10 protein-coding genes are annotated in these 8153 nt (G+C 66.6%); 7 read left to right on the plus strand and 3 right to left on the minus strand.

The features are described from left to right. The 3 genes from ABIC21_RS18815 to ABIC21_RS18825 are packed head-to-tail and all read right to left on the minus strand — an operon-like array spanning position 1 to position 2733. Positions 1 to 1059, minus strand: a complete 1059-nt coding sequence (locus ABIC21_RS18815) for a hypothetical protein (RefSeq protein WP_354351899.1) — start codon at positions 1057 to 1059, stop codon at positions 1 to 3. Then, complete coding sequence (locus ABIC21_RS18820; protein WP_354351900.1) at positions 1052 to 2431, minus strand: EsaB/YukD family protein; 1380 nt, start codon at positions 2429 to 2431, stop codon at positions 1052 to 1054. Before ABIC21_RS18820 ends, ABIC21_RS18815 begins: the two co-directional genes overlap by 8 nt. Continuing rightward, positions 2428 to 2733, minus strand: coding sequence for a hypothetical protein (locus ABIC21_RS18825; RefSeq protein WP_354351901.1), 306 nt, complete (start codon positions 2731 to 2733; stop codon positions 2428 to 2430). Before ABIC21_RS18825 ends, ABIC21_RS18820 begins: the two co-directional genes overlap by 4 nt. 220 nt (positions 2734 to 2953) lie before the next feature. Here ABIC21_RS18825 and ABIC21_RS18830 point away from each other — a divergent pair, with 220 nt between their 5' ends. The 7 genes from ABIC21_RS18830 to ABIC21_RS18860 all read left to right on the plus strand — a co-directional run bounded on the left by ABIC21_RS18830 (position 2954) and on the right by ABIC21_RS18860 (position 7519). Continuing rightward, on the plus strand, positions 2954 to 3295 hold the full coding sequence (locus tag ABIC21_RS18830) for a hypothetical protein (RefSeq protein WP_354351902.1): 342 nt from the start codon (positions 2954 to 2956) through the stop codon (positions 3293 to 3295). Between the two features lie 77 nt (positions 3296 to 3372). Continuing rightward, positions 3373 to 3678 (plus strand): pore-forming ESAT-6 family protein, encoded by a 306-nt coding sequence (locus tag ABIC21_RS18835; RefSeq protein WP_354351903.1) that lies wholly within the window; start codon positions 3373 to 3375, stop codon positions 3676 to 3678. A 17-nt stretch (positions 3679 to 3695) separates the two neighbouring features. Next, positions 3696 to 4055 carry a DUF6507 family protein gene (locus ABIC21_RS18840; protein ID WP_354351904.1) on the plus strand — a complete coding sequence of 120 codons (360 nt, stop codon included), beginning with the start codon at positions 3696 to 3698 and terminating at the stop codon, positions 4053 to 4055. 30 nt (positions 4056 to 4085) lie between these two features. Continuing rightward, on the plus strand, positions 4086 to 6056 hold the full coding sequence (locus ABIC21_RS18845; RefSeq protein ID WP_354351905.1) for a glycohydrolase toxin TNT-related protein: 1971 nt from the start codon (positions 4086 to 4088) through the stop codon (positions 6054 to 6056). Further along, positions 6053 to 6577: an Imm61 family immunity protein gene (locus tag ABIC21_RS18850; RefSeq protein ID WP_354351906.1), complete on the plus strand. Its 525-nt coding sequence runs from the start codon at positions 6053 to 6055 to the stop codon at positions 6575 to 6577. Before ABIC21_RS18845 ends, ABIC21_RS18850 begins: the two co-directional genes overlap by 4 nt. Positions 6578 to 6617: 40 nt before the next feature. Beyond that, complete coding sequence (locus ABIC21_RS18855; RefSeq protein WP_354351907.1) at positions 6618 to 7001, plus strand: glycohydrolase toxin TNT-related protein; 384 nt, start codon at positions 6618 to 6620, stop codon at positions 6999 to 7001. Further along, positions 6998 to 7519 carry an Imm61 family immunity protein gene (locus ABIC21_RS18860; RefSeq protein WP_354351908.1) on the plus strand — a complete coding sequence of 174 codons (522 nt, stop codon included), beginning with the start codon at positions 6998 to 7000 and terminating at the stop codon, positions 7517 to 7519. Before ABIC21_RS18855 ends, ABIC21_RS18860 begins: the two co-directional genes overlap by 4 nt. The last annotated feature ends 634 nt before the right edge of the window (positions 7520 to 8153 follow it).

Genomic DNA, 8153 nt, shown 5'->3' on the forward strand with positions numbered 1-8153 from the left:
TCAGGCCCTGTTCGCGGCGAGGAGTGCGCGGCCGGCGGCTTCGGTCGCCGCAATCCTGGTCCGCGACCCGAGCCGGCTCAGCTGCAGGGCACCGCCGCCCGCCAGGTGCCGGTCGAAGGGCAGGAAGCCCTCACCCGACGTGGCGGCCTGCGCCCGCGACTGCACGGTCACGCCGACCTGCTGCAGGTGCGGGAAGGCCGAGGCCAGCGCGTCCTGCACGGACTGCCGCCGAAGGGATTCATCCTCGCCGGGCGGGGACACCAGCACCACGGCATGGGCGGTCTCGAGCAGGGCCCCCGCGTGCCGGGACAGGGGCGAGGCGCCGGCATCGACAATCGAGACGGCCATAAAGCGGGACAGTGTGGAGGACACGTCCGTCCACTCGGCCAGGGTCAGGGGCGAGTCCGCCAGTGACCGGACATCGGTCCGTGCGGCCGCGAAAACTTGGTTGCCGCACGCGGCCGTGTTGGTTGTGGCGTCCGGCAGCGTCCGCACCGGCTGCGTGCGGAACTGCTGCATCAGAAAGGACAGCGGGGCTGCGCCGCCGGCACCCAGCCGCTGCAGCAGCAGGCCTGTTTGGTCGGTCGCGTCCACGGCCATGACCGCCTCCTGCCGGATGCTGCCCAGCAGTTTGGCCAGCACGGCCGTGACCGTGGTGGTTCCCGCGCCGCCGGCCGTGCCCAGGACAACAATGCGCCGCCCGGTGGTGATGGGCGCCTCGACGTCGGCACTGGCGCGGATGAGGCGTTCGGACAGGGCACCGGAGGTCACGGCGTCGGTCACCTCAAACCGCACGCGCTCCCACAGGGTGTCTCCGCCCTTCCTGCCGGCCTTGCGGTGTGCCGCGGGAGCGGCGGGTGCGGGTGCGGCAGGGGCGGCGGCGCGGGGGACCGGTGGCGGGGCCGGTTGCCGGACCGGGGCCGCGGCGGCCGGCCGGGCGGGTGACATGCCCGGAAAGCCGCCGGCCGCCGTCGTGGTTCCCGGCGGGGGACCGGCGGCCTCCGCAGCAGCTGCGGGCGGTGGGGAAAAGGGGAATCCGGCGCGGGGCTGATCAGCCAAAGGTCTGTCCTAGTTGAGTGAAGGCCCCGGACAAACCCAGAACCAGCGGAATGGTGGCCAGCACGCAGAGGAGTTCCATCCGCGACGCGGTCACCCGGAGCCGTGCCGCTGCCTGGTCACGGACCTTGACCACGGAGGCCAGCAGGACCGCGAGGGCAACAGCCCCCGCACCGCACACCAGCCACGACTGCTCCAGGCCCAGGGCAAGGACCACGGCCACACCCAGGCAGGATGCTGACGCTGCCAGGTAGAGACCCGCCCGCTGCGTCAACAGCGGCAGGGACAGCCCGCGCAGGGCCAGCGACCCCAGGAGCGCCAGGGCAAGGGCGGCCGCCCAGCCAGGCCGGTCCGTCGCGGTGGCGGTGACGACGGCGGCAAGCCCAGCCATCGCACTGGCGGTCAGCGTCCATCCTGTGAGGGTGGAGTGGGCCGCGTGGATGGCATCCAGTGTGGTCTGGCGGCTGATGCGCTTTCCCTGCCGCTGGTCATCGTCCAGGGCGCTCAGCCCGGTCAGCATGGTGGCGAGCCGCGGCGCCACGCCGAGGGCGAAGATGGCGGCGATGCCCGTGGTTCCGGCAGCCAGGGGCAGGTCGCCGGTGCTCCACGCAATGAGCCCCCAGACCCCGCTCAAACCGGCCAGCAGCCCCGCGCTGGAGAGGCAGGGCACGTACTTCCGGGTGGCCACGGCGCCGGCAGCAAGGCCCGCAACCGCCGCGCCGGCAACAATCGCCGCAGCCAGCGCAAGGGAACCCAGCGTGCAGGCCACCGCCGCGGCGGCTGCCACCCCGGCCACGATGAGGGCCAGCCCGGCCGGCGCGGAACGCCAGCTGCCCAGGACCGCGCCGGCCAGTATCAGGGCCGTGGACGCGGCCAGCCCGACGCCGACGCCGAAGCCGGCGCCGGCGTCCGTTGCGTCCAGCAGCAGCACCGCGCCAACGATCGACCCGGCCAGCAGGAGCCCGGCGATGCAGGCCAGCCCGGTGGTGCGCAGCGATCCGGCCCACAGGGCGGGAATGCGCTCCGTGGTGTCGGCGGCGAACGAGGCGACGTCGTAGACCTCGGGGGCGGGCGGGACACTGACTTCTTCACGGAGGTACAGCAACGTGCCGTCGGCGACGCCGGACTGGCGCAGGGTCAGCGACTCCTCCAGCGTCGTTCCGGTGCTGGTGGTCAGCACCGACGACGCGGTCAGCACGCTGCTGGCGGCGGCCCCGCCGCTCCCCGTCGCTGCGGCAGGCGTGGACTCGTTCCCGTCATCCATGAGCTGCAGCAGTTGCGGCAGCAGGGAAGCCACCGGCTCGTCCGACGGCAGCCGAACGTCCAGGTGGCGGTGCTCGCCGATGATGGTGATCCGGCTCAGGGCAGTGCTCACGCGGCCCCTCCATGCTGGGCGTCCGGGACCGCGGCTGCGGCGGCATTGACGGCGAACGTGCCGACGGCGGAGGTGGCCGCGGCCTGCCGGCTGGACTGCTCACTGAGCATGTGCTGGACAAAGCTGTAGCCGACGCAAATGGCGGCGATCAGGGCGGCCACCAGCAGCGACTGCATCAGCCGGGCCGTCACGGTGGTGTAGCTGCGCTCCTGGAGATTCTTCCCAAACAGAAACGCGTCGTCCAGGCGGCTTTTCCGGACTTTCGCGGACTCCAAAAGCCGCGAATCGAAATCTTCGGCCATAGCCTGTTCCCCCTAACAGTAAGCAAGTAAGCCCTTGCAGCACCTGTGCGGCGGCAATCAGCCCCTAAACCTATCGCGGATTTTGGCGGGGATTGCAAGTCAAGCAGCGACCGGCCGCCTATTTACTGCACCGACTGGACATATTCGTCCCGCTATGCCCATGCTAGGACGTGCCGCCGTCGTCCGGCGCTGGCAGGTCACAGAACATGATGGGGGAGTCATGGCAATTTTTGACATGGGCGCCGACACGCTCGGCAGCCTGAACAAGCAGACCGATGCATCCAACCAGGACCTCGGAGCCTTGGTCCGCCGGTTCGTTGACGCCGTCGCACCGCTGGAAGGCCGTTTCAGTGGCGCCGGCAAAGCGGCCTTTGATTCCTTCAAGAACCGCTCCGACCTGGTGGCCTCTGAATTGAACGCCGCCCTCGCGGGTATCGTCCAGGGCCAGTCGGGGATGAACACCGCATTCCAGCAGGGCGACATCGCTGCCAGTGACAATGCCCGCCGCACCGAAGGTTCCGCAGACTTCGACGGCGCCCGCTTCCAAGGACGGGCCGGCTAAACCAGCCCCCGCATTTCCGCAACAAACACCCTTTTGAACCCGGAACGGAGCAGGAGTCCGCGGACTCCGGACAACCCATGACTGCAAACCGCATTGCTTACGACACGAATGTCTCATCCCAGGTACAGGGCGACATCCAGGCCCTCGCCGCCCAGCTGGAAAGCCTCATCGCCCAGCGTCAGTCGGACGTCAACCAGGCGATGGCGGATTTCCGTGCTGACGGCGTCGACGCCGAATACCAGGCCGTCGAGGCCCGCTGGGGAAGCGCCGCCAACGAGGTCAAAGCCATCGTTGCACTGGTCCGCAGCACCTTGGGACTCAACGATGAAACCGCCTCCACCGCCGCCACCTCTGCCCGCAACGCGGTGCAGGGCATCGGCTGACCGGGCGGACTATCCGAATGGCTGGATCATGGAAAATCGACGTGCCGGCGACCCAGTCAGTGATCGCGGCGACTGCCACGTCCGTCGCTGACCTGCAGGAGCCGATCGGCCAGCTGCAGGGAGCGCTGCTGGGAGTTGCGGGGTCCGTTCCCTCCCCGGTGGTGCAGGCCGCCCTGGGCGCACTGGTGGACGCCGTGATTGTTCCCGTGACTCAGGAGCTGGTGTCCAGAAGCGTGACTGTCCTGGAGAGCACGGCCGAGGCGGTGGGGCACTACTCCGCGGGCGACCTGACCATGGCGTCCACCGCGGCCCGCGGGGCGGCTTCGATGCCGGCGGGCTGGGTGCACTCCATGGGACCGCAGCCACTGCCGAACTAATTTGTTGGACCCTACTGAATCAGGACAGCGATGAGCAACGAGTTCGAACAAGTTTGCCTCGCGGGGGCCGGGGCAAGCGGTATCGACGTCAACGCCCTCCCGCCGCTGCCCGACGCCGACGCGCTGGAAACACACGCCAAGGCACTGTCCGACGCCGGCGCATCCATCAGTTCGAGCATCGGCGCCGCTTCCCGGACCTGGACCGGCCTCTCCGGTGCGTACCAGGCTCCGGAGGAGGGGCGGGTCCTCGCCGGGTTCTCTCCGATCGCCCACCGGGCAGCCGGGCTGCACGGGACAGCAGAGCAGTGCTGCACGGCGCTGCTGTCCCTGGCTGAGCGGACCCGCGACCTGAAGCGCCGGGTTGAGACGCTCAGGTCAGAGGTCAGCGCGCTCGACGGGCTGATCGTGGCCAACGATGACTGGCAGTCGAAAATCGACATCGTTGATCAGCGCCGCGACGTGTACGACCGCTGCAGTGCTTTGGCGCAGGAAATCCTGGACTCGGACGCCACCTGCGCCTCGGCGATCAATGTACTGGCCGGCGGCGAGGCGGTATCGGCCGAGGTCATTCCGCGGCACACGCTGGACGGCTCCACCGACGTCATCTCCAACGTCTTCTCCCACGTTCAGCACTTCCTGGGCAGCGACCGGGAGATTCCGGACCAGCCCTGGGGGCAGGCCAACATCTCCGTTCGTGCGGGCGGCATGGCATCCTTGGGGCAGGGCGCCCTCGCGTCCCTGGTGGGCGGCGCACAGGGTCTCTACACACTCCTGGGCACCACGGATAAGGCGGAGCAAATGCTGGCCTGGCAGGGCATCGGAACCCTCGCCGGAGCGGCAATCACCAGCCGGAACGCCCTCGCCGACGGGAAGGTCTCTGCCGCGGAGGTGGAGTCCATGCAGATCCTGCGCGAGGCCGGTAAACAGGTCATCTACTACGACGAATGGGGCCGGGACCCGCTCTACGCGGCCGGCGGCGCCTCACTGGACATCGTGGGCCTCTTCGCCGGAGGCGCGGGCATCGGCCTGAAGGCCGGAAGCGTGGCCGGCAAGGCCGGAACCACCGCGGGGAAACTGGGCGGTGCGTCGTTAGACGGCGCCAAGGTCGGCAAGCTGCCTCCGGTCCTGGGCGGTTCCGCCGCTGGACTGGGAACGGCCGGCACTGTCCTTGCCAAGCCCGGATCCCTGGCCGTGAAGATTTCTGATGTGGTGATGCCCGAGACCACGGCGAAGCTGCTGGATACCCTCAGCGATGCGAAGGTTGAGGCCCTCGTCCCGGACGGCAAGACTGCTGCGGCGGCCGAGAACCTGGTCCGCGACGCGGACACCCCGGCGGTCCCTGAGCAGGCCAAGGACACCGTCTATTCGTCCGATGAGTCCGTCGAACCCCTGCCCCGTGAAGACGCCCCCCACAAGCCAGAGGATGATCTGTACGGTCAGCCGCGCGAAAACCATGCAGAGCACACCCCGTATCCGCAGGCAACGGAGCTCAACCGGGAAACCATGGAACTGGTCTCCGATCCGGACGCCCCCTGGGGCCGCGAAACCGACGGAACTCCGTTCACCAAAGCCGAATATGACGCACGATACACACAACCGGGCAAGTATGGGGATCAGTATTGGGACGTCTATCCGCCCAACGACGGAGCTGTGCCGAAGACGTGGATGAGCTACCAGACCGTGGCCGCGTACATCCGTGACCACGGTGTGCAGATGGACCGGATTGGTGATACCACAGGGAAGTTCCTGGGGGTCATGGAAGACGGCGTGCCCGCGAGCTTTGAAGCCCGGGCACTTCCGGTCAACACCTTGGAGAAGCAGTACTTCCAGTACAGCCTCGAAGATCACTGGCCGCCCGGCACCGAAGGCTGGACACTTGAAGTGTCGAAGGTCGCCCCAGCCTTTGGACGGGAAGGCGGCGCCTCGCAACTGTTAGTCAAGGATGCCGACGGTGTGAACGTCGGCGTGGAAAGAATGCTGAACATGGGACTTCTCAAATGAGCGAACCGTTGGACATACTCGACCCGGCGATCGCCCGCCTGTCTGACTTGATCCGGGACGCGGGATTCACCTGCACCAAGAACGACGCTGACGGATCGTGGTATTTTCGCTCAGGTGATGATCACTACCGGCATCTTTCCGTCCGGGATGACGACTTCGTGCTCGGGCAAGTGGATCGTGCCAATCCCGAAGTGGACATTGTCGTATCCTCAAGCCTCCGTGATGTTGAGCTGTATCTTGTCTACTGGCTGTGCAGGGTCTGGCGCTCGCGGCACCGGCTGCCCAGGCTCATGACCGCGTCCATACCGCTGACTGCTGACAAGGCCGCACAAGGTTATGAGGTTTCGCACGAGCCAGGACGTTGGATACTGGCCGATCGAACGACGGGAATCGAACGCATGTGGGGTACCGATGACACCGAACTGGTCACGTTTTCGTACTACTCGAGCATGACCCCTGACGACCTGCAGGACGCGTTAAAGGCGCCGACAGGAAAACCACCATTCTTCCCGGTGGGGTAAATTCCGGAAACACGGGATCTTTCGAAAAGGAAATCAAAGTATGTTCGATGTCTACCCGCCCAATGACGGCGCAGTACGCGGCAGCCGTCTCGAGTTCAAGAACCTGGGCGAGTTCCGGGCCCACGGCGCAGTGCTGGACCGGGTCGGCGGGGAGGACGGGTCCCACCTGTACCTGCTGATCGACGGAAAACCGGCCAGCTTTGAAGCCAGGTCGCTGCCGGTCAATGCCCTGGAACTGCCCTACTCCAAATATCACGTGGCGGAGGACTGGCCAGTTGGTGCAGAAGGCTGGACCGTCGAGGGATCAGTCGTTGGACCCGGGTTTGGCCGCGACGGCGGAGCCAGCCAGGTTCTGTTCCGCGACGCGGGCGGCACCGTCCTGACCGTTGAAGAGCTGCTGAAAGCCGGGGTGTTGAGCAATTGACCACCGATATCGAGCCCATGATGTCCCGTTTCCCTGAACTGGCGAAGGCGGCCAACTACAGCATGGCCAGGTCCGATGAAGGGACTTGGTGCTTCTACAACCTTGGGGGAGAAGTTCGGCTGTACGTCCGCCAGGCGGACGGGCGGTTCGTGCTCAGCAGGGCAGAGCGGGGAGCACCCGAGAGCACACTGTTCGCCTCCTCCGATCTCGACGACGTCGAGAAGTTCCTGGTCTTCCACCTCACCGGGCACTACCGCCGCCGGCAGGGTCAGCCGCTGTTGCTCGTCGCCCCGGTTCCTGTGACGGCCGACAGCGTCGCCCCCGGTTTTTCCCTGCAGCCGGGCGGCGACGGCGAGGCGGTCCTCACCGAGGCGGCGACCGGCACCGAACGCCGGGGGCGGGTCATCGCCCTCGCGGAGTTCTCCCACTACGCCGCCTTGTCCGCCGCGGAGCTGCGGACCGTGACCGTGCGCCCTGAAGATTCGCCCGTCTTCGCCGCAACCCGGGCGGTGGGCTGAAACCAGTGGCTTGAAGGGCGGCTGGCGTGTGAGCCAGTACACAGGAACCCGGTTTCGCTGTTCCGGCCGGTGCGGGGTTGGCCGGGGGCTTGGTTTCGGTGTGGTTGCGGGGTTTTTGGGGGTGTGGGGGTGGTTGGTTGTCCGATTTGTGTGTGGTCGTGGTGGCGTGTAAAGTAATTCGAGTCGCCGCCGCTGATGCGGAGAGATTGCGACCGACCCCCTGATGAACAGCCTGGAATATGGCGCACTTTTGAGTGTGCTGGTGTTTCCGGGTGGGGATCCCCTTCGCGGGGTTGTGGATGGCGGAAACGCCGGTTTGCAAAGCTTCGCGGGGTCGGGTAAGTTTGGGAAGTTGCTCCGGAGCGATCCACGGCTGAGGTTGTGGTGGTGCCGGGTGTGTCTGTTGTTTGAGAACTCAATAGTGTGCCAAGTTTGTTGATACCAATTTATTGTATTGAATTGGTTGAATTGACCAGGTCCGCCACCCCGTGGTGTGGTCTGGTTTTTACAGCTGGTTTCAAATTTTGTGCAGCCGGCACGTCCCGTTTTCCCGGGGGTGTTGGTTGTGTCTGTTTTACTTCAACGGAGAGTTTGATCCTGGCTCAGGATGAACGCTGGCGGCGTGCTTAACACA

The sequence above is a fragment of the Pseudarthrobacter sp. PvP090 genome (assembly GCF_040547365.1).
In the GTDB taxonomy this organism is placed as follows: domain Bacteria; phylum Actinomycetota; class Actinomycetes; order Actinomycetales; family Micrococcaceae; genus Arthrobacter.

Excerpts from the sequence above, each read along its gene's own strand:
- ABIC21_RS18825 (WP_354351901.1), bottom strand. The coding sequence starts at position 2,733 with ATGGCCGAAGATTTCGATTCGCGGCTTTTGGAGTCCGCGAAAGTCCGG.
- ABIC21_RS18830 (WP_354351902.1), top strand. The coding sequence starts at position 2,954 with ATGGCAATTTTTGACATGGGCGCCGACACGCTCGGCAGCCTGAACAAG.
- ABIC21_RS18835 (WP_354351903.1), top strand. The coding sequence starts at position 3,373 with ATGACTGCAAACCGCATTGCTTACGACACGAATGTCTCATCCCAGGTA.
- ABIC21_RS18840 (WP_354351904.1), top strand. The coding sequence starts at position 3,696 with ATGGCTGGATCATGGAAAATCGACGTGCCGGCGACCCAGTCAGTGATC.
- ABIC21_RS18845 (WP_354351905.1), top strand. The coding sequence starts at position 4,086 with ATGAGCAACGAGTTCGAACAAGTTTGCCTCGCGGGGGCCGGGGCAAGC.
- ABIC21_RS18850 (WP_354351906.1), top strand. The coding sequence starts at position 6,053 with ATGAGCGAACCGTTGGACATACTCGACCCGGCGATCGCCCGCCTGTCT.
- ABIC21_RS18855 (WP_354351907.1), top strand. The coding sequence starts at position 6,618 with ATGTTCGATGTCTACCCGCCCAATGACGGCGCAGTACGCGGCAGCCGT.